An 18359-nucleotide genomic window follows, 5' to 3' on the forward strand; every position below is an offset into this window, starting at 1 on the left:
ACTCGCGGAACGCGCGGAGCAGGCTTCGGGGCACGGCTCAGGGAGCTGCCGCCGCCGGATGCTGGGCGCGGCTCACGTCGTACACCCCTGGCACAGCGCGCATCGCCCGCATCAGTCCTGGAAGGTGCGCGGCGTCCGGGAGTTGCAGCGTGTACGTATGGCGCACGCGCTGCTGGGTCGGCGGCTCCACGGTCGCGGAGATGACCGCCACGCCTTCGAGGGCGATCGCTTCGGTGAGGTCTGCGAGCAGATGTGCGCGGCCGAACGATTCGGCGATGAGCGTGACGCGACACTCCGCGGTGTCCCCCCAGCGCACGCCGATCTCCGGGCGCCCCACTTCCTTCATGCGCTCCACGGCGGGACAACCGACCCGGTGCACGGTCACGACTCCGCCGCGCACGGCGAACGCGGTGACCTCGTCGGGCGGCACGGGCGTACAGCAGCCCGCGAGACGCACGCTCGCGCCCTCACGGTCCACGACGGCGTTCGCCGCGGCGGGGCGCGGACTGTCGACGGATTCCGGCCCGGAATCGGCCGAGAAGGGCTGGCGCGGCGGCCTTCGCTGTCCGGCAGGGGCGGCCGCGGGGGCGTCGGGGGCCGGGTGCGTGGTGAGCCAGCGCCGGATGGCGATCCGCGCGGCGGGCGTGCGGGCGTGGTCGAGCCAGTCGCGCGAGGGTCCGGAGGCCGCGTCCTGGCCCATGAGCAGCTGGACCGTGTCGCCGTCGCGCAGGACCGTGCTGAGCGTCGCGAGGCGGCCGTTGACGCGGGCCCCGATGCAGGCGTGGGCGTCTTCCCCGTACTGGGCGTAGGCGGCGTCCACGCAGCTGGCGCCCGCGGGCAGTCCGAGGGTGCCTCCGTCGGGCCGGAAGACGGCGATCTCGCGGTCCTGCGCGAGGTCCTCGCGCAGCGTCGACCAGAAGGTGTCCGGGTCGGGCGCGGCCTGCTGCCAGTCCAGGAGCCGGGAGAGCCAGCCGGGCCTGGTGGGGTCGATGCGCTCGTCGTCCGCGCCCGCGGGAATCTCCTCCGCGGACGGGGCGTAGGGATTGCGCAGTGCGACGACGCCCGCCTCCGCGAACTGGTGCATCTGGTGCGTACGGATGAGGACTTCGGCGACCTCGCCGTCGGCCCGGGCCACCGCCGTGTGCAACGACTGGTACAGGTTGAACTTCGGGACGGCGATGAAGTCCTTGAACTCCGATACCACCGGCGTGAAGCAGGTGTGCAGCTCGCCGAGGACTCCGTAGCAGTCGGCGTCCTCGTTCACGAGGACGAGGAGGCGCCCGAAATCCGCCGCGCGCAGCTCGCCCCGTTTGCGGTGCACCCGGTGCACCGAGACGAAGTGCCGCGGCCTGATGAGGACTTCGGCGGTGATGCCCGCGTCGCGCAGCACGCCGCGCACATCGCCCGCGATGTCCCCGAGCGGGTCCCCCACTCCGTCGGTATTCGCCGCGATCATGGCGTTGACCTGGGAGTACTCCTCCGGGTGGAGGATCGCGAAGACGAGGTCCTCCAGCTCGGTCTTGAGCGCCTGCACACCGAGGCGCTCGGCGAGCGGAATGAGTACGTCCCGGGTCACCTTGGCGATGCGCGCCTGTTTCTCGGGGCGCATGACACCCAGGGTGCGCATGTTGTGCAGTCGGTCGGCGAGCTTGATCGACATGACGCGTACGTCGTTGCCGGTGGCGACCAGCATCTTGCGGAACGTCTCCGGTTCGGCCGCCGCTCCGTAGTCGACCTTTTCGAGCTTGGTGACGCCGTCGACCAGGTAGCAGACGTCGTCGCCGAACTCGTCGCGCACCTGGTCGAGCGTGACGTCCGTGTCCTCGACGGTGTCGTGGAGCAGGGACGCGGTCAACGTCGTGATCTCCGCGCCCAGTTGGGCGAGGATCAGCGTCACGGCGAGCGGATGCGTGATGTACGGCTCGCCGCTCTTGCGCATCTGGCCACGGTGCGAGGACTCCGCGAGGACGTACGCGCGGCGCAGCGGCTCCAGGTCGATGTCCGGGTAGTGGGCCCGGTGGGCCTCCGCCACATGGCCGATCGCGTCGGGCAGACGGTCCCGTGTCGCGGGTCCGAGCAGGGCCGCACGGCCGAGCCTGCGCAGGTCGAGACGGGCGCGGCCGCGCCTGCGCTGGACCCCGGGTGTCACGGGGCCGGGCGTCGCAGGGTTCGTAGCCTCCGCACTCATGGGCACCTCCGGCTGCTTCTACCGGCGGTGAACGGACGGTGGCGTGCTCCGTCCGGGCCGGTGCTTGATGCTACCGAGCCCATCACGCGGTGCTGACCGCCTCTCGCCGAGCGTGAAACGGATCACCCATTCGAGCGACAGTTCATGCGAGTACCGTTTCGAGCCATTCGGACGTGATCTCGCCCTCGGCGACGATGACGGCGGGTCCCGTCATCTCGATCTCGCCGTCGGGCCGCTCGGTGATGACCAGGCGTCCGCCGGGCAGGTCGACGGTGTACGTCACCGGGGCGCCGGTCACCGCGGGGTCCACACCGTCCTTGCGGGCCGCCGCGACGGCCACGGCGCACGCGCCCGTGCCGCACGACCGGGTCTCGCCCGAGCCGCGCTCGTGCACGCGCATGGCGACGTGACGCGGGCCGCGGTCGACCACGAATTCGACGTTCACGCCGTCCGGGTAGGCGCTGGCCGGGCTGAAGGGCGGCGGGTCGTACAGATGGCCCGCTTCGGAGAGGTCGGTGACGAAGGCGACCGCGTGCGGATTGCCCATGTTCACGTTGCGCGCGGGCCAGCTGCGGTCGGCCACGGAGACGGTGACGTCGCCTTCGGGGAGTCGCGCCTTGCCCATGCCGACGGTGATCTCGCCGCCGGATTCCGCCTTGGCGATGTGCACGGTCTTCACGCCGCCGCGGGTGGCCACCGCGACGTCTCCCTCGCCGACGTGTCCCGCGCGCTGCAGGTATCGGGCGAAGACGCGCACTCCGTTGCCGCACATCTCGGCGACCGAGCCGTCGCCGTTGCGGTAGTCCATGAACCACTCGGCGCGGTCCGCGAGGTGGCGTGCCTCGGGGTGGGCGGCGGAGCGTACGACATGGAGCAGGCCGTCGCCACCGATGCCCGCGCGGCGGTCGCACAGGGCGGCCACGGCGGCCGGGGGCAGCTCGACGGTGTTGTCGGGGTCGGGGATGATCACGAAGTCGTTCTCGGTCCCGTGCCCCTTGAGGAAGGCGATCCGCGTGCTCATTCCTCGATCGTACGGGGTGGGTACGACACACGGTCCCGCGGTGCCTTCGGGGCGCATCGCAGGTGGCCCGGAGGCGGAGGTTCCGTCAGGAACGGAGCCTGGCCACCCGCCACACCGCGAGCCCCACGGCGGCCAGGAAGAGCAGTGCGTACGCGCAGACGACCCGCCAGTCCGGGCGTCGTCCGGAGCCGCGCTCCGGGAGCCCGGGCCAGGTGTGCCCCACGCGGCGGGCGGCCATCATGCCCCAGCCCGCGGCGCAGCAGCTGATCAGCAGGCCGAGCATGGCGACCACGGCACCGCCGTCACCCGCACCGCCCCCGCCACCGCCGCCGAACTCGAAGGCCAGCGGGAAGGCGAACATCAGGGAGCCGAGTGCGGCGAGGATCACGATCGGCGCGAGCTGCCAGATGCGCAGGCGGCGCTGCGGTCGGAGCTCCACCTCGACCTCGGCCTCGGGCGCCATCTCGTCCGCGCCCGGACCGTCGTCCGTCACGCCGCCCGCGAGGTCGTCGGGCCCGTCGGGGCTGAGTTGCTCCCCGCCGTCATGTGCGGTGTCACGAGGGCCGGCCTCCATCGCCACGCGCCCTCCCACTTCGGACTCCACCGGTCGATCGATGGTCGATGATGGCACGCCGTCAGGTGCCGGGATGACCGCCGGAGCGTCCCGATGCCATCACGTGATCAGGCTGTGACCGGTCGTTCGAGCAACGCCAGTGCGCGCTCCGGAAGTTCCCCGCGATCGGCCACGGCCCCACTGAGCCAGTGCACCCGCGGATCGCGCCTGAACCACGAGTCCTGGCGGCGCGCGAAGCGCTTGGTGGCGCGCACGGTTTCGGCGCGCGCTTCGTCCTCGGTGCACTCCCCCGCGAGCGCCGTGAGCACCTGCTGGTAGCCGAGCGCACGGGACGCCGTGCGCCCCTCACGCAGCCCTTCCGCCTCCAGCGCGCGCACCTCGTCCACCAGGCCCGCCTCCCACATGCGGTCCACGCGCGTGGCGATGCGTTCGTCGAGTTCGGGGCGGGCCACGTCGACGCCGATCTGGACCGTGTCGTACACCGAGTCGTGGCCGGGCAGGTTGGCCGTGAAGGGCTTGCCCGTGATCTCGATGACCTCCAGGGCGCGGACGATCCGGCGGCCGTTGCTGGGCAGGATCGCGTGGGCGGCCTCGGGGTCGGCGGCGGCGAGGCGGGCGTGCAGGGCGCCGGAGCCGCGCAGCGTGAGCTCCTCCTCAAGGCGGGCCCGGACAGCGGGGTCGGTGCCGGGGAACTCCAGGTTGTCCACGGCCCCCCTGACGTACAGACCGGAGCCGCCGACCAGGATCGGCCAGCGCCCCTCGGCGAGGAGCCGGTCGATCTCCGCGCGTGCCAGCCTCTGGTACTCGGCGACGCTCGCGGCCTCCGTGACGTCCCAGATGTCGAGGAGCTGGTGGGGCACGCCGCCGCGCTCGTCGGGCGTCAGCTTGGCGGTGCCGATATCCATCCCTCGGTAGAGCTGCATGGAGTCGGCGTTGACGACTTCGCCGCCGAGGCGCTGGGCGAGGAAAACGCCCAGATCGGACTTTCCTGCCGCGGTCGGACCGACGACGGCGATGACCCGCGGGGCGGGAGCTGCGCTACTCACCGTCCCAGTCTCGCAAACCCCACGACCACTTCCCGAATGAGCTACGTGACGGCACGGCTCCGGGGTCGTTGCCTGTTGCGAGGTTCCGGCCGCCGGTTTCGAGGACCGATGACCCGGGCGACGCAATGGGGCGCACCGGGCGGCGCGGGATTTCGCCCACACGAGTAACGTATGGAGTAGATATGGGTGTTTTTTCACGGTTTCGCCGGAAGTCCAAGGCCACCGATGAAGCGTCAACGACCGATGCGGCTGCCGCCACGCTGACGGCAGAGCCGGAGGAGGCCGAGGAGTCCGCCAAGGAGTCCGCGGAGGCCCCCGCCGACCCGAAGCCCGCCGCCGAGGCCACCGACGCCGACAACGAGGCCGAGGCCAAGCCGGAGGAAGCCACCGAGACGGCTGCCGCGGAGGGTGTGGAGATCCCGAAGCAGCAGTCCGCGGAGGAGGCGGCCGACAACGAGGCCGGTGAGAGCGCCCGCAAGTAGCCCAGCGAGGGAAGGTGGATCCATGGGCTTCCTGGACCAGCTGAAAGCCAAGATCGCCCCTGTCAAGGACAAGGTCTCCGACCTCGCGCAGCAGCACGGGGACAAGATCGACCAGGGCCTGGACAAGGCCGCGAAGGTCGCCGACGAGAAGACCAAGGGCAAGTACAGCGACAAGATCCAGTCGGGTACGGGCAAGGCCAAGGAGGCCGTCGACCGCCTCGCGGGGACGGACGAGGGCAAGGACGCGGGTGGCGGCGCCACTCCGCCGTCGCCCCCGTCACCCCCTCCGGCATCCTGAATCGCATCGGCGGACGGCCGTGAAGCAGTCACGCTTCGCGGCCGTCGCCGCGTGCGCGCCTTGGCGCTACGTGCCGTAGCGGCCGCGGCCCCCGCTAGGACCAGGCCGCCACGACGTACCCCACGCCGTACGGCGCGTCCTCGTACAGCAGCTCGCCGCTCAGCCCCGCGCCGTCTGCCGCTCCGGCGAGCACCTGCCACGGGGCACGGCCCGCGGCCTTCAGTTCGTACGCGAGCTCCGCGTCCAGCGCCTTGAGCGCGGTCACGTCGGCCGCGCCCAGGGCCCGCCCGACCGCCGCGTCGAAACCGGCCGCCCGCTCGTCGAGATACCCCGGCGCCTTCAGCGTGCGGCACGCGCTGGCGTCGCCCATCACCAGCAGTGCCACCCGGTCCGCCCGCGCCGCGATGTCCCCTCCGACTTGGATACACCGCTCGGCGGCAAGTGGTTCCCCCACACCGAGACCTTCCAGCGGAGCGGTCGACCACCGCGTACGCCTGAGCAGCCAGGCGGCGACGGCGAGCGAGGGCGGAAGTTCACGCTCCGGGCCCTGGTCCGAGGCGTCCTCGTCCGAGGCGTCCTCGTCCGAGGCGTCCGCGTCGGCTTGGCCCTCGGCTTCGGCGACTCCGAGCCGTACGTCGAGGTCCACACCGAAGCCCCGGAACGACCCGCGGGCCCCCTGCTGATGCGGCCCGCGCCCGGCCTGCTCGGCGGGACCGACCACGACGAGCCGGTCGGGCCTGGCGGCGGCGAGCACCCCGATGGCGTCGGTGCAGGCCGCGCGCGCGGCGTCCAGTTCAGGAGCGGCGCCCGCGGCGACCTCGGGGACGAGCAGGGGCGGACAAGGGCAGACGGCTGCGGCGACAAGCATGATCCGCAGCGTAATGCCCGCCCCGCGCGAGCGGACCCGGGTCGACTGCCCGAGCCGATCCGGAACAGCGCGTCCGGTCAGTCGCAGCCGCAGCCGCTGCCCGCCGCCACCGGAAGCGGCGCGGGAGCGCCGATCTTCGGCAGGCCCAGCATCACGCCGGCGGGCTTGGCGGCCGCCTCGGCGTTCCGCTTCTCCCAGGCGTCCCCCGCGCGCGTGCGGCGCACGTTCAGGACGGCGCCCTCGGCGAGCAGGTGGTGCGGGGCCGCGTACGTGATCTCGACCGTCACCACGTCACCGGGACGCACGTCGACGTCCGGCTTGGTGAAGTGCACCAGACGGCTGTCGGGGGCGCGGCCCGAGAGGCGGTGCGTCGCGCCGTCCTTGCGGCCCTCGCCCTCGGCGACCATCAGCTCCAGGGTGCGGCCGACCTGCTTCTTGTTCTCGTCCCAGGAGATCTCCTCCTGGAGGGCGGAAAGCCGCATGTAGCGCTCCTGCACGACCTCCTTGGGGATCTGCCCCTCCATGGTCGCCGCGGGGGTCCCGGGGCGCTTGGAGTACTGGAAGGTGAAGGCGCCCGTGAAGCGCGCCTCGCGGACCACGTGCATGGTCTGCTCGAAGTCCTCCTCGGTCTCCCCGGGGAAGCCGACGATGATGTCCGTGGAGATCGCCGCGTCCGGCATGGCGGCCCTGACCTTCTCGATGATCCCCAGGAAGCGGTCCTGGCGGTACGAGCGGCGCATCGCCTTCAGGATCGGGTCCGATCCCGACTGCAGCGGCATGTGCAGCTGCGGCATCACGTTCGGCGTCTCGGCCATGGCGGCGATCACGTCGTCAGTGAAGTCGCGCGGGTGCGGCGAGGTGAAGCGCACGCGCTCCAGGCCCTCGATCCGACCACAGGCGCGCAGCAGCTTGCTGAAGGCCTCGCGGTCGCCGATGTCCGAGCCGTACGCGTTCACGTTCTGCCCGAGGAGGGTGATCTCGGAGACGCCCTCGCCGACGAGCGCCTCGATCTCGGCGAGGATGTCGCCGCTCCTGCGGTCCTTCTCCTTGCCGCGCAGCGCGGGGACGATGCAGAAGGTGCAGGTGTTGTTGCAGCCCACGGAGATGGAGACCCACGCCGCGTACGCGCTCTCGCGGCGGGTCGGCAGCGTCGAGGGGAAGGCCTCGAGCGACTCGGCGATCTCCACCTGGGCCTCTTCCTGGACGCGGGCGCGCTCCAGGAGGACCGGCAGCTTGCCGATGTTGTGCGTGCCGAAGACGACGTCGACCCAGGGCGCCTTCTCGACGATGGTGTCGCGGTCCTTCTGGGCCAGACAGCCGCCGACGGCGATCTGCATCCCGGGACGCTTGCTCTTCATCGGGGCGAGGCGGCCGAGGTTGCCGTACAGGCGGTTGTCGGCGTTCTCGCGCACGGCGCAGGTGTTGAAGACGACGACGTCGGCGTCGCCGTCCGCATCCTTCGGAGCGCGCACGTAACCCGCGTCCTCAAGGAGACCGGAGAGCCTCTCGGAGTCGTGGACGTTCATCTGGCACCCGTAGGTGCGGACCTCATATGTTCGATTGACGTCCACTGCCTGGCTCCGGTCGCTGCTGGTCATGGAACAAGGGTAGGCGGTGTGAGAAGTCGTCCCCGACCCCGGCGGCCCACGGGCTCCGGGGCGCCCCCGTCGGCCATGGACCGGCGGCGGCCGAGCTGGCAGGATCGCGCGCATGTTCCAGGCACTCCCCCACATCAGCAGGCGCCGCGCCCTGCAAGGTTCGGCCGCGGCCCTCGTGGTGTTCGGGCTGCTGCTGTGGTGGCTGCTCCCCATGGGCGAGAGCTCGCCGAGCGGCCGGGTGACCGTCAGTACCGGCGTACGGAACGCCGTGTACGAGCATTACGGCAAGCTCCTGAAGACAGCGATCTCCCGGGACATGCCCGACGTCGATGTGGAGCTGATCAACAGCGAGGGCTCGCAGCAGAACGTCGAGCGGGTGGCGACCGGCAAGGCCGACTTCACGATCGCCGCCGCCGACGCCGTCGAGAAGTACCGCCTGGAGGGCAAGCCCGGCGCGGACCGTCTACGGGGCTGTGCGCGGCTGTACGACGACTACGTACAGCTCGTCGTGCCGCGCTCGTCCGACGTCGAGTCCGCGGAGGACCTGCGGAACCTGCGGGTGGCCGTGGGACAGGACCGCTCGGGCGTGCGGCTGATAGCGGACCGGGTGCTGGAGGCAGCGGGCCTCGACCCGGCCAAGGACATCACGCCGGTGGCCGCCGGGATCGACACCATGCCCGAGCTCCTGAAGAAGGACAAGATCGACGCGTTCTTCTGGTCGGGCGGGCTGCCGACCGATTCCGTGCGCGAGCTCTCCGAAGAGATGCCCGTCCGCCTGGTCAAGCTCGGCGGCCTGGTCAACGAACTGCACAAGCAGGGCGGCGCCTCGCGCTACTACCGGGCGGCGACGATGCCTGCCGACGCCTACCCGAGCGCCCAGCAGGGCTCCGCCGTGCCGACGCTCGCCGTGGCGAACCTCCTGGTCACCACGGACCGGGCCGATCCGGAGCTGACCGAGGGGCTGACCCGCTCGGTCATCGACAGCCGCGACCACATCGGCGCGCAGGTGCACGCGGCTCAGCTGGTGGACCTGCGTACCGCCCTCTACACGGACCCCCTCACGCTGCACGAGGGAGCGCGGCGCTACTACCGGTCGGTCAAACCCTGACCCGCCCGGCCCGGCCCGTACTCAGCGTGTCTGCGGCACCGGCTCGCTGCGCGGGACGCTGACGGTCACTCTGAGTCCCCGCGGTTCATGGCGCGCGTACGTGATGGAGCCGCCGCCCGCCGTGAGCAGGGCCCGCGAGATGGACAGGCCGAGGCCCGAACCCTTCACGTTCTGATGGCGGTTGCTGCGCCAGAAGCGGTCGCCGACGCGGGCCAGCTCGTCCTCGGTGAGGCCGGGGCCGCCGTCGGTGACCACGACGGTCGTCGCGGTGACGCTGAAGGAGACGATGACGTGGACCGCCGCTCCCTCCGGCGTGAACTTCAGGGCGTTGTCGATCACCGCGTCCAGCGCGCTGGAGAGGGCGACCGGATCGGCCCAGCCGGTGGTGGCCGGGCAGTCGCCGGTCAGCCGCACCCCGCGCTCGTCGGCGAGCGGCCGCCAGGCGCCGACCCGCTCGGCCGCCAGTTCACCGATGTCGGTCAGGCTCAGGTCGGCCGCGGCGTGCTCCGCGAGGGCCAGGTCGAGCAGGTCGTCGAGGACCTGGGCCAGGCGCTTGCCCTCGGTGCGGACCGAGGCCACCTCTTCGTTGCCCTCGGGGAGTTCGAGGGCGAGCAGTTCGATGCGCAGGAGCAGCGCGGACAGGGGGTTGCGCAGCTGGTGCGAGGCGTCGGCCACGAAGGCGCGCTGTTGTTCGAGCACGTCCTGGACGTTGTCCGCCATCTCGTTGAACGAGCGGGCCAGGCGCCGGAGTTCCGGTGGCCCGCCCGCGGCCGCGACCCTGGACTTGAGGCTTCCGGTCGCTATGTCGTGCGTGGTCGCGTCGAGGACGCGGACGGGGCGCAGCACCCAGCCGGTGAGCCGCAGGGCCGCGCCGACCGCCAGGAGCATCGCCGCGGACTCGCCCGCGGCGATGAGCAGCCAGCCCCGCAGCGTCTGTGAACGCATGCGCCCGGTGGGCGAGTCGGTGACGACGACGGCGACGACGTCACCGTCCCTGATGACCGGCGTCGCGACGGACAGGCGTCCGCGCTGCCACGGCCACACCTGCTCGGGGTCGTGGCTGCCACGGGACCTGAGGGCCTCCTCGAAGGCGTCCCGCACCTCGCCGCTCCTGGGCAGGAACCAGCTGCCGGGAGCGTTGGCCATCGGGCCGCCGTCGCGGTAGAAGACGCCCGCCTTGATGCCGTAGACGTCGTGGTAGAAGTCGAGTTCCTTCTGGAGCGTCTCGCGGCGTTCGTCGGGGTCGCGCGCCACCCGTGACCCCGTGGGGCGTTTCGTGACGAACTGGGCGAGTGAGGCGAAGCGCGCCGTGTCGTCGATCCGGTCGACGACCACCTTCTGCTGCTGGGCCGCCGCGACGCTCACCGCGAGCGGGAAGCCGAGCGCGAGCAGGACGCCCGCCATGAGGATGATGAGCAGCGGGAGGAGGCGGGAGCGCACCTGTCCTCGCCCGCGCTACGTCGCCGGGGCGACGAGGCGGTAGCCGACGCCGCGCACGGTCTCGATCAGTGCCGGCATGTGCAGCTTGGCGCGCAGGGACGCCACGTGCACCTCCAGGGTGCGGCCCGTCCCTTCCCAACTGGTGCGCCACACCTCGCTGATGATCTGCTCGCGGCGGAACACCACTCCGGGTCGCTGGGCGAGAAGCGCGAGCAAGTCGAACTCCTTGCGGGTCAGTTGGACGACCAAACCGTCCACGCTGACCTGCCGGGTGGGGAGTTCGATGTGTACGGCGCCGAGCCTCAGGTCGCTGACGTCCTCGGCGGCCTCCGCGCCGCCGGACGCGGGGCGCCGCATGACCGCGTGGATGCGGGCGATGAGCTCCCCGGTGTCGTACGGCTTCACTACGTAGTCGTCGGCTCCGAGGTTGAGGCCGTGGATCCGGGAGCGTACGTCCGCGCGGGCCGTCACCATGATGACCGGGATCGAGCCGCGCTTGCGGATCTTGCCGCACACCTCGTAGCCGTCCTGGTCGGGCAGTCCCAGGTCCAGAAGGACCACTCCGAAGGAGGGCATTTGCGAGGGCAGGAGCGCCTGCAGCGCCTCTTCGCCGTTGCGCGCGTGCACGACGTCGAAGCCGTGCCTGGACAGGACCGCGGACAAGGCGGCGGCCACGTGGTCGTCGTCCTCGACGAGAAGCAGTCTCATGCGGGCCCCCTCCAGTTCATCCGTGGTTCCTGCGTGGCCGGTATCCGCGCACACGCACCAAGGCATCCACGCCGATGGATAAGGACCGCGTCAAGAGGGTTCGGGGCGCGAGCACGTTCCGTTACCCACCCGGTACGCACGCCGTGCACCCTCTTCACACGGTGTGTCCGGTTGCGGCCGGATCGTTATGCTCAATTTCCCCTCAGATGTAATGACGCTGGTCGCACTGGGTTATTACTGTCCTCCCAACCGAGGAGGATGGAGCAACAAGCCGTGACCGAAGTATCGGTGACCAAGGACGCCATACCGCCCGGGGCGGACGACCTTGTCGTGCTGAAGAACGTCAACAAGCACTTCGGCGCTCTGCACGTCCTCCAGGACATCGACCTGACCATCGCCCGTGGTGAGGTCGTCGTCGTGATCGGCCCCTCCGGGTCGGGCAAGTCGACGCTGTGCCGCGCCATCAACCGTCTGGAGACGGTCGAGTCGGGAGAGATCTCGATCGACGGCAAGCCGCTGCCTCAGGAGGGCAAGGAGCTCGCCCGTCTCCGTGCGGACGTGGGCATGGTCTTCCAGTCCTTCAACCTTTTCGCGCACAAGACCGTGCTCGAGAACGTGATGCTGGGCCAGATCAAGGTGCGCAAGACGTCCAAGGCGGAAGCTGAGACAAAGGCACGCGGTCTCCTGGACCGCGTGGGTGTCGCCTCGCAGGCCGACAAGTACCCGGCGCAGCTCTCCGGTGGCCAGCAGCAACGCGTGGCGATCGCCCGCGCGTTGGCGATGGACCCGAAGGTGATGCTCTTCGACGAGCCCACGTCGGCGCTCGACCCGGAGATGATCAACGAGGTCCTGGAGGTCATGCAGCAGCTCGCGCGTGACGGCATGACCATGGTCGTGGTCACCCACGAGATGGGCTTCGCCCGGTCCGCGGCCAACCGCGTCGTGTTCATGGCGGACGGCCGGATCGTGGAAGAGGCCGTGCCGGATCAGTTCTTCAGCAACCCGCGCAGCGACCGGGCCAAGGACTTCCTTTCGAAGATCCTTCACCACTGACGCGCGACGCCCCCTGCGTCTCACTTCTCTCCTGCCGACACAAAGGATGTTCACCATGAAGGTTCGCAAGGTCACCGCGGCGGCTACCGTCGCGCTCGCCCTTTCCGTCACCGCCACCGCCTGCGGCGGCTCGAACAAGGACGACAACGGCTCCGGTGGTGGCAAGAAGATCACCATCGGCATCAAGTTCGACCAGCCGGGCCTGGGCCTGAAGACACCTGACGGCTACACCGGCTTCGACGTCGACGTCGCGACCTACGTCGCCAAGGAGCTCGGCTACTCCGCCGACGACATCCAGTGGAAGGAGACGCCCAGCGCTGACCGCGAGACCGCGCTGGAGCGCGGTGACGTGAAGTTCATCGCGGCGTCGTACTCCATCAACGACGAGCGGCAGAAGAAGGTCGACTTCGCGGGCCCGTACCTCCTTGCCCACCAGGACCTCCTCGTCCGGTCCGACGACAAGATCACCAAGGCCACGGACCTCAACGGCAAGAAGCTCTGCTCCGTGACCGGCTCGACCTCGGCGCAGAACGTCAAGAAGACCATCGCGCCCAAGGCCCAGCTCAAGGAGTACGGCACGTACTCCGAGTGCATCGACGGACTGAGCGGCGGCGCCGTCGACGCGCTGACCACCGACGACTCGATCCTCGCCGGGTACGCGGCGCAGGACCAGTACAAGGGCAAGTTCAAGCTCGCCGGCCTGAAGCTGACCAACGAGAACTACGGCATCGGCATCAAGAAGGGCGACACCAAGCTCAAGGACAAGATCAACAAGGCCCTTGAGAAGATGGTCAAGGACAAGGCCTGGGACAAGGCCGTGAAGGACAACTTCGGTCCTGCCCACTACAAGAACGAGCCCGCGCCGAAGATCGGCGACATCGTCAAGTGACCCAGTCGGGCCGACTGTTGAAGTCGGCCCCCTGACCGGGCACACGCCGGTACGCCGCCGCACGGACGCGGCGGCGTGCCTCGCCATCACCACACGCGAGAGCGCGGGAGATCGTGTTCGACTTTCTTGAAGACTACGACTTGCTCGGGGCCTTCTGGGTAACGGTGAAACTCACCGTCTACTCCGGCATAGGCGCCTTGGTCTGGGGCACCGTACTGGCCGCTCTGCGCGTCAGCCCCGTTCCGGTCATGCGCTGGTTCGGCACGGCCTACGTCAACATCGTGCGGAACATTCCGCTGACCGTCATCATCGTGTTCAGCTCGCTCGGGCTCGCCGACGTCTTCGGCATCACCCTGGGCGCGGCCGATGACTTCAAGGCCCTGAGCTTCCGCCTCTCGGTGCTCGGCCTCGGGGCCTACACGTCGGCCTTCGTCTGCGAGGCCGTGCGGTCGGGCATCAACACGGTGCCGCTCGGCCAGGCCGAAGCGGCCCGCGCCCTCGGGCTCAACTTCCGTCAGGTGCTCGGTCTCGTCGTGCTGCCGCAGGCCTTCCGTTCCGTGATCGGCCCGCTGACCAACGTACTGATCGCCCTGACCAAGAACACCACGGTCGCGGCGGCCATCGGCGTCGGCGAGGCGGCTCTGCTGATGAAGGAAATGATCGAGAACGAGGCGCAGTTGCTCCTCATCACCGCGATATTCGCCTTCGGATTCGTGGTCCTGACCCTGCCGACCGGCCTCATACTCGGCTGGCTCGGCAAGCGCCTGGCGGTGAAGCGATGACCTCCGTCCTCTACGACGCTCCGGGCCCCCGCGCCAAACGCCGCAACGTCCTGCTGTCCGTCCTCTTCTTCGTCCTGCTGCTCCTGGGCGCCTGGTGGGCCTGGTCCGCCATGTCCGACAAGGGACAGCTGGAGTGGGCCAAGTGGCGCCCCTGGCTCGCGGACTCCGAGGCCTGGACGACGTATCTGCTGCCGGGGCTCGCGAACACGCTGAAGGCCGCGGGGCTCGCCATGGTGATCGCCCTCCCGCTGGGCGCGCTCTTCGGCATCTCGCGGCTCTCCGACCACGTATCGGTCAGGGTTCCCTCGGCTGTGGTCGTCGAGTTCTTCCGCGCGATCCCGGTCCTGATCCTGATGGTGTTCGCCAACCAGTTCTACGCGGACTACACCGACATCAGCGTCGACGCGCGCCCGATGTACGCGGTGGTCACGGGCCTGGTGCTCTACAACGCCTCGGTGCTCGCCGAGATCGTGCGGGCGGGCATCCAGTCGCTGCCCAAGGGCCAGACGGAGGCGGCCAAGGCGATCGGCCTGCGCAAGGGCCAGACGATGACGAGCATCCTGCTGCCGCAGTCCGTCACCGCGATGCTTCCCGCGCTCGTCAGCCAGCTCGTCGTCATCGTCAAGGACACCGCGCTCGGCGGCGCGCTGCTCAGCTTCACGGAGCTGCTCAACGCGCGGAAGACGGCCGCCTCGTTCTACGCGAGCGTCATCCCCAGCTTCATCGTGGTCGCGGTGGTCTACATCGTCCTCAACCTGCTGCTCACCACGCTGGCGTCCTGGCTGGAGCGCAGGATGCGTCGCTCCAAGAAGAGCACGGGCGCCGTGGTGGGTCCCGGCGCGCTGGACGAGCTGGAGACGATCGGTCCCAAGACGGTCAAGGGGCCCGATCACGGTTACGGGGACAACAGCGCAGGCGCAGGCTGACTGGACCCTCGGAAGCCATCGGCTCCACCGGCACAACAGACACACAGCGGAAAGAGGCAGCGGCCACGGCGCCCCTGCCTCTTTTTGCTGCCTCTTTCATTTGAGGCGCCAGCTCACGACGACGTCACTTGACGCAAGCACCGGCAATGGGTTGCATACGTTCTGTGATCGTGCACCGGGCTCCAACTGTCAGTTCCTGTACGTACGTCCAGCGCTCCCGAGCCCTCGTGGCGGAGGGGTGCGCACCGTGGACCCGGTGATCGTCGTCGGCGCGGGCCCCGTGGGGCTCACGCTCGCGCTGGCCCTCGCCCGGCACTCCGTACCCACGGTGGTGCTCGACGAAGGGCCCGGCAAGGACGAGCAGCGGCCCGCGCGGACCGTCGTCCTGCGGGAGGACACCGCGGCCCTCGTGGAGCGGCTCGCCGGGCACTCCTTCGGTGACCAGGAATCCGGCGCCCGGTGGGGCGGCTGGCGGTCCCTGCGACGCAAGCAGCTGATGCGGGAGCTCACGTTCAGTGATGAGGCACCGACCCCGTTGCACGTACCGCAGCACGTGCTGACCGGCGCCCTGCGCGCGGCCATCGCCGACGAGCGGCTGATCAAGGTCGCCGTGGAGAGCAAGCTCGATTCCCTGGAGCAGGACGCGGGCGGTCTCACCGCGCACACGCGCGGGCCCAAGGACACCTGGTGGCGTGGCAGTTACCTGGTGGGGTGCGACGGCCCCCGCTCGACGGTGCGCAAGCTGCTCGACATCCGCTTCCCGGGGCGTACGGCCGTCGAACGACACGCCGTGGCCGCGCTGCGCACGGAACTTCCGTGGCCCGGTGAGGCGTTGTTGCATCGGATGCCCCCGTGGCGCGGCGGGGGCTCCGAGGTGACGGGCCGTCCGCTCGCCGACGGGGTGTGGCGGCTCGACTGGCTCCTGCCGCCGCGCGGCGACCTGGTGACGCCCGACGCCCTCGTCGAGCGGATCAGGGAGACCCTCGCGGGCTGGTGCGGAGGCTCCACACCGCCGTACGAACTGCTTGACACGGGCGTGCACACCGTCCACCACCGGCTCGCCCGCCGGTGGCGGGTCGGCCGTGCCTTCCTCGCCGGGGACGCCGCCCACCTGCTCGGCGCGCTCGGCACCCAGGGGCTCGACGAGGGACTGCGGGACGCCGACAACCTCGCGTGGAAGCTGGCCCTCAGCTGGCACCACGGCGCCCGCGAATCGCTGCTCGACAGCTACCAGGCCGAGCGGCGGGCAGGCGTGGCCGCACGGCTGCGCGCGGCCGACCAGTCGCTGCCGGTGCTGCGCGGCGGCGGAGGCCTCCGGTCGTACGTGCCGGGGACCGCGCGCGGGCACGACACGCTCCTCACGGACGGGCACGTGGGACGCGGCCCGCTCGGTGCGCCGGGTACGTACGCCGAGTCCCCGCTGGCACCCGAACCGTCCGATTCGGCGGTGCCGGTAGCCACGGAACCGGGCGCGCCGGTCACCGACGTGCAGGTCACGGCGCCGGACGGGTCCTTCGTCCAACTGCGGGACCGGCTCGGGCTCGGACATCTGCTCGTCGTCCTCGTCGCCCCCGGCACCGTGGTGTGGGAACGGCGGCACTGGGTCACGGCCGGGATCATGCCGCGTCTCGCCGCCGCCGTCACGGCGCTGCCGCACCGTGCCGAGCTGCTCGTCGCGGAGAGCTACCCGGGCGCGGCCGCGCACTCCGTGCTGCTCGTACGCCCCGACGGGCACCTGGTCACCGCGCTCTCGGGGGTGCGCCCCGCCGAGCTGTACGCGGCGGCGGAGGCGGCCCTTGGCGGGGCGGCGGTGACACGGGACTCGGGGGCCGACGCGGACCCGTCGGCGCGGGCGGACCGGTCGGACCAGGCGGGCGAGCGGGCGAGTGCCACGGGAGCGGCGAAGGCTGTGGGAACGACGACGGCGACGGGAACAGAGAAGGCGGCGGGGGCGGCTCGACCCGGCAAGTGAGGGCGCGCAGGGACGCGCCGAGGCAGGCGCGCCCGCGAAGGGACGCGTCCACAGAGATACGCGGGGCCGGGGTGTACGCACCCCGGCCCCGGCCGCGTCCACGCCCCCTTGCCGACGGCATCCAAGCCCTTTGCCGACCGTGTCCAGGCCCTCGCCGACCGTATTCCGGCCCCCCGCCGACCGCATGCTGAGCCGGAGTTGACCCGCCCCCACCCCCGTGGTCTACTCCGGATCGTGACCGACACCGATGTGCGCCTGTGGCGGAGGGTCCACATGGACCTCGTCCGCTATGCGGGCTGCGTGTGTCACCCGTCCTGCTGAATTCGCCTCCTTCTTCCTTCGCGCCGGGCCGCGGTCTGCTGACCCGCCCGCGCGCGCTTCCGCGAACTTCCAGGACGGTCACCGTGTCACCTTCCGTACCCCCCTCCACGCCTTCGGCCCCTGCCGCCACGACGCCCGCACACGCCGTCTCGCCCACCTCGGCCGAGCTCCTCGACTTCGTCCGCCGCACCGCGGCCGACCCCGACCTCATCGCCTCCCTGCCGCTCGATCCGGAGGGCCGCACCTGGGTGCGCCTCCAGGGGCCCGGGGGCAGCGAGGCCTGGCTGATCGGCTGGCCGCCGGGCACCGGCACCGGCTGGCACGACCACGCGGAGTCGGTCGGCGCCTTCCTCACCGCGGCGGGCACGCTCAAGGAGCACTCGCTCGCCGCACGGCTGCCCACCGACGGCTGGAAGACCCTGGAGCTCTCCGAAGGAGTGGACAGGGAACGGGAGTTGGCGACGGGCCAGGGCCGCGCCTTCGGCCGCAACCACGTGCACGAGGTGCTGAACGAGTCCACGACCGAGCACGCCGTCTCGGTGCACGCCTACTATCCGCCGCTGCCGCAGATCCGCCGCTACAGCCGCACCGGCGAGGTGCTCCGCCTGGAGTCCGTGGAACGCCCGGAGGACTGGCAGTGAGCGAGTACCCCATAGGCCCCCTAGGCATCGACGAGTTGCTGGAGCGCGTCCGCGCCGACCTGCACCGGGTCACTCCCCGGGAGGCGTACGACACCGCCGACGCCGGTGGGCTCCTGGTCGACATCAGGTACGCGGCGCTGCGCGAGCGCGACGGGCGGATCCCCGGTGCCCTGGTCGTCGAGCGCAACGAACTGGAGTGGCGCCTCGACCCGCAGGGCAGCCACCGCGCTCCGGAGGCCACCGGGCATGATCTGCGGGTCGTCGTGATCTGCAACGAGGGGTACGCGTCGAGCCTCGCGGCCGCCTCCTTGCGGCAGTTGGGGCTCAACAACGCCACCGACCTGGTCGGTGGCTTCCAGGCGTGGCGGGCGGCCGGGCTTCCGGTCACGACGTGACCGCGTAGCGCATGGTTGGGCGCCCCTCCATCTCGGTAAGGGGCGCCCA

At 70.8% G+C, this 18359-nt stretch carries 19 protein-coding genes; 11 read left to right on the forward strand and 8 right to left on the reverse strand.

The annotated features are described in order from the left end of the window. Nucleotides 1-37: 37 nt before the first annotated feature. The 4 genes from CP970_RS11260 to miaA all read right to left on the reverse strand — a co-directional run bounded on the left by CP970_RS11260 (nucleotide 38) and on the right by miaA (nucleotide 4829). Nucleotides 38-2188, reverse strand: coding sequence for a RelA/SpoT family protein (locus CP970_RS11260; protein ID WP_055543626.1), 2151 nt, complete (start codon nucleotides 2186-2188; stop codon nucleotides 38-40). A gap of 142 nt (nucleotides 2189-2330) precedes the next feature. Further along, on the reverse strand, nucleotides 2331-3209 hold the full coding sequence (gene dapF / locus CP970_RS11265; RefSeq protein WP_055543627.1) for a diaminopimelate epimerase: 879 nt from the start codon (nucleotides 3207-3209) through the stop codon (nucleotides 2331-2333). Nucleotides 3210-3294: 85 nt separating this feature from the next. Then, nucleotides 3295-3783 (reverse strand): hypothetical protein, encoded by a 489-nt coding sequence (locus CP970_RS11270; protein WP_055543628.1) that lies wholly within the window; start codon nucleotides 3781-3783, stop codon nucleotides 3295-3297. A 107-nt stretch (nucleotides 3784-3890) separates the two neighbouring features. Then, the gene (gene miaA, locus CP970_RS11275; protein WP_055543629.1) at nucleotides 3891-4829 is read right to left on the reverse strand and encodes a tRNA (adenosine(37)-N6)-dimethylallyltransferase MiaA; all 939 of its coding nucleotides are present in this window, start codon (nucleotides 4827-4829) and stop codon (nucleotides 3891-3893) included. A 182-nt stretch (nucleotides 4830-5011) separates the two neighbouring features. Between miaA and CP970_RS11280 the strand changes: the two genes are divergently transcribed. Both CP970_RS11280 and CP970_RS11285 read left to right on the forward strand, forming a co-directional pair. Continuing rightward, on the forward strand, nucleotides 5012-5311 hold the full coding sequence (locus CP970_RS11280; protein ID WP_055543630.1) for a hypothetical protein: 300 nt from the start codon (nucleotides 5012-5014) through the stop codon (nucleotides 5309-5311). A 22-nt stretch (nucleotides 5312-5333) separates the two neighbouring features. Then, nucleotides 5334-5609: an antitoxin gene (locus CP970_RS11285; protein ID WP_055543631.1), complete on the forward strand. Its 276-nt coding sequence runs from the start codon at nucleotides 5334-5336 to the stop codon at nucleotides 5607-5609. A 94-nt stretch (nucleotides 5610-5703) separates the two neighbouring features. On the opposite strand, the gene CP970_RS11290 is transcribed toward CP970_RS11285, so the two are convergent. Together CP970_RS11290 and miaB are read right to left on the reverse strand one after the other, a co-directional pair. Further along, the gene (locus CP970_RS11290; RefSeq protein ID WP_055543632.1) at nucleotides 5704-6477 is read right to left on the reverse strand and encodes a class III extradiol dioxygenase subunit B-like domain-containing protein; all 774 of its coding nucleotides are present in this window, start codon (nucleotides 6475-6477) and stop codon (nucleotides 5704-5706) included. 77 nt (nucleotides 6478-6554) lie between these two features. Next, nucleotides 6555-8048 (reverse strand): tRNA (N6-isopentenyl adenosine(37)-C2)-methylthiotransferase MiaB, encoded by a 1494-nt coding sequence (gene miaB, locus CP970_RS11295; RefSeq protein ID WP_224059215.1) that lies wholly within the window; start codon nucleotides 8046-8048, stop codon nucleotides 6555-6557. Between the two features lie 139 nt (nucleotides 8049-8187). Between miaB and CP970_RS11300 the strand changes: the two genes are divergently transcribed. Continuing rightward, complete coding sequence (locus CP970_RS11300) at nucleotides 8188-9183, forward strand: TAXI family TRAP transporter solute-binding subunit (protein ID WP_055543634.1); 996 nt, start codon at nucleotides 8188-8190, stop codon at nucleotides 9181-9183. 21 nt (nucleotides 9184-9204) lie between these two features. Here CP970_RS11300 and CP970_RS11305 read toward each other — a convergent pair whose 3' ends face one another. Beyond that, complete coding sequence (locus tag CP970_RS11305; protein WP_055543635.1) at nucleotides 9205-10623, reverse strand: sensor histidine kinase; 1419 nt, start codon at nucleotides 10621-10623, stop codon at nucleotides 9205-9207. A 15-nt stretch (nucleotides 10624-10638) separates the two neighbouring features. Continuing rightward, nucleotides 10639-11331, reverse strand: a complete 693-nt coding sequence (locus CP970_RS11310; RefSeq protein WP_055543636.1) for a response regulator transcription factor — start codon at nucleotides 11329-11331, stop codon at nucleotides 10639-10641. Between the two features lie 273 nt (nucleotides 11332-11604). Here CP970_RS11310 and CP970_RS11315 point away from each other — a divergent pair, with 273 nt between their 5' ends. From CP970_RS11315 to CP970_RS11345, 8 genes are all read left to right on the forward strand, one after another. After that, nucleotides 11605-12384: an amino acid ABC transporter ATP-binding protein gene (locus CP970_RS11315; protein ID WP_055543637.1), complete on the forward strand. Its 780-nt coding sequence runs from the start codon at nucleotides 11605-11607 to the stop codon at nucleotides 12382-12384. Between the two features lie 55 nt (nucleotides 12385-12439). Further along, a complete protein-coding gene (locus tag CP970_RS11320; RefSeq protein ID WP_055543638.1) occupies nucleotides 12440-13273 on the forward strand; it encodes a glutamate ABC transporter substrate-binding protein in 834 nt (277 codons plus the stop codon). 113 nt (nucleotides 13274-13386) lie between these two features. Continuing rightward, nucleotides 13387-14055: an amino acid ABC transporter permease gene (locus CP970_RS11325; protein WP_055543639.1), complete on the forward strand. Its 669-nt coding sequence runs from the start codon at nucleotides 13387-13389 to the stop codon at nucleotides 14053-14055. Continuing rightward, nucleotides 14052-14981, forward strand: coding sequence for an amino acid ABC transporter permease (locus CP970_RS11330; RefSeq protein WP_055543640.1), 930 nt, complete (start codon nucleotides 14052-14054; stop codon nucleotides 14979-14981). The genes CP970_RS11325 and CP970_RS11330 overlap by 4 nt, the downstream gene beginning before the upstream one ends. A gap of 247 nt (nucleotides 14982-15228) precedes the next feature. Beyond that, entirely contained in the window at nucleotides 15229-16953 is a 1725-nt protein-coding gene (locus CP970_RS11335) for an FAD-dependent monooxygenase (RefSeq protein WP_079043110.1), read from the forward strand. Between the two features lie 273 nt (nucleotides 16954-17226). Then, nucleotides 17227-17274, forward strand: a complete 48-nt coding sequence (locus tag CP970_RS45785; protein ID WP_317987190.1) for a hypothetical protein — start codon at nucleotides 17227-17229, stop codon at nucleotides 17272-17274. 83 nt (nucleotides 17275-17357) lie between these two features. After that, the gene (locus tag CP970_RS11340) at nucleotides 17358-17915 is read left to right on the forward strand and encodes a cupin domain-containing protein (RefSeq protein WP_150493239.1); all 558 of its coding nucleotides are present in this window, start codon (nucleotides 17358-17360) and stop codon (nucleotides 17913-17915) included. Then, nucleotides 17912-18310: a rhodanese-like domain-containing protein gene (locus CP970_RS11345; protein ID WP_150493241.1), complete on the forward strand. Its 399-nt coding sequence runs from the start codon at nucleotides 17912-17914 to the stop codon at nucleotides 18308-18310. Before CP970_RS11340 ends, CP970_RS11345 begins: the two co-directional genes overlap by 4 nt. Nucleotides 18311-18359: the final 49 nt, after the last annotated feature.

Source organism: Streptomyces kanamyceticus (assembly GCF_008704495.1).
GTDB lineage: Bacteria > Actinomycetota > Actinomycetes > Streptomycetales > Streptomycetaceae > Streptomyces > Streptomyces kanamyceticus.

Bases quoted from the DNA above. Each gene is read 5' to 3' on its own strand.
- CP970_RS11260 (WP_055543626.1), bottom strand. From the start codon at position 2,188: ATGAGTGCGGAGGCTACGAACCCTGCGACGCCCGGCCCCGTGACACCC.
- dapF (WP_055543627.1), bottom strand. From the start codon at position 3,209: ATGAGCACGCGGATCGCCTTCCTCAAGGGGCACGGGACCGAGAACGAC.
- CP970_RS11270 (WP_055543628.1), bottom strand. From the start codon at position 3,783: ATGGAGGCCGGCCCTCGTGACACCGCACATGACGGCGGGGAGCAACTC.
- CP970_RS11280 (WP_055543630.1), top strand. From the start codon at position 5,012: ATGGGTGTTTTTTCACGGTTTCGCCGGAAGTCCAAGGCCACCGATGAA.
- CP970_RS11285 (WP_055543631.1), top strand. From the start codon at position 5,334: ATGGGCTTCCTGGACCAGCTGAAAGCCAAGATCGCCCCTGTCAAGGAC.
- CP970_RS11290 (WP_055543632.1), bottom strand. From the start codon at position 6,477: ATGCTTGTCGCCGCAGCCGTCTGCCCTTGTCCGCCCCTGCTCGTCCCC.
- CP970_RS11300 (WP_055543634.1), top strand. From the start codon at position 8,188: ATGTTCCAGGCACTCCCCCACATCAGCAGGCGCCGCGCCCTGCAAGGT.
- CP970_RS11310 (WP_055543636.1), bottom strand. From the start codon at position 11,331: ATGAGACTGCTTCTCGTCGAGGACGACGACCACGTGGCCGCCGCCTTG.
- CP970_RS11320 (WP_055543638.1), top strand. From the start codon at position 12,440: ATGAAGGTTCGCAAGGTCACCGCGGCGGCTACCGTCGCGCTCGCCCTT.
- CP970_RS11330 (WP_055543640.1), top strand. From the start codon at position 14,052: ATGACCTCCGTCCTCTACGACGCTCCGGGCCCCCGCGCCAAACGCCGC.